A 293-nucleotide genomic window follows, 5' to 3' on the forward strand; every position below is an offset into this window, starting at 1 on the left:
TATTCTAGGCTCTGAACTGGCTGCAGAATTGAAAATCTTCTTGGCTGAGTTGTTTAAGAACTCTGCTTTAGGGAACTTGCTAGTTGAATGTTTACGCCTGCTTACAGGGCTTTTAACTGTCGCACTGTTTATTCGTTCGATGGCCAATACCCCCTTTTACGAAAAGACACTCATACATCAATCTTATATTGCTCCCGTTGAAGAGTTTTTTAGCCGCTACGGTCTAAAGCTAGCGGTCTTATTGTTGATATTTGTCGGCTTCTATCGTATTTCAGATATTGTCTTAGGGGTAA

Annotated in this window: 1 pseudogene; it reads left to right on the forward strand. The window is 40.6% G+C overall.

What is annotated here, in order from left to right:
- Positions 1–293, forward strand: a pseudogene (locus tag A3757_RS26430) (MFS transporter); the annotation flags it as partial.

The organism is Oleiphilus sp. HI0117, assembly GCF_001635235.1.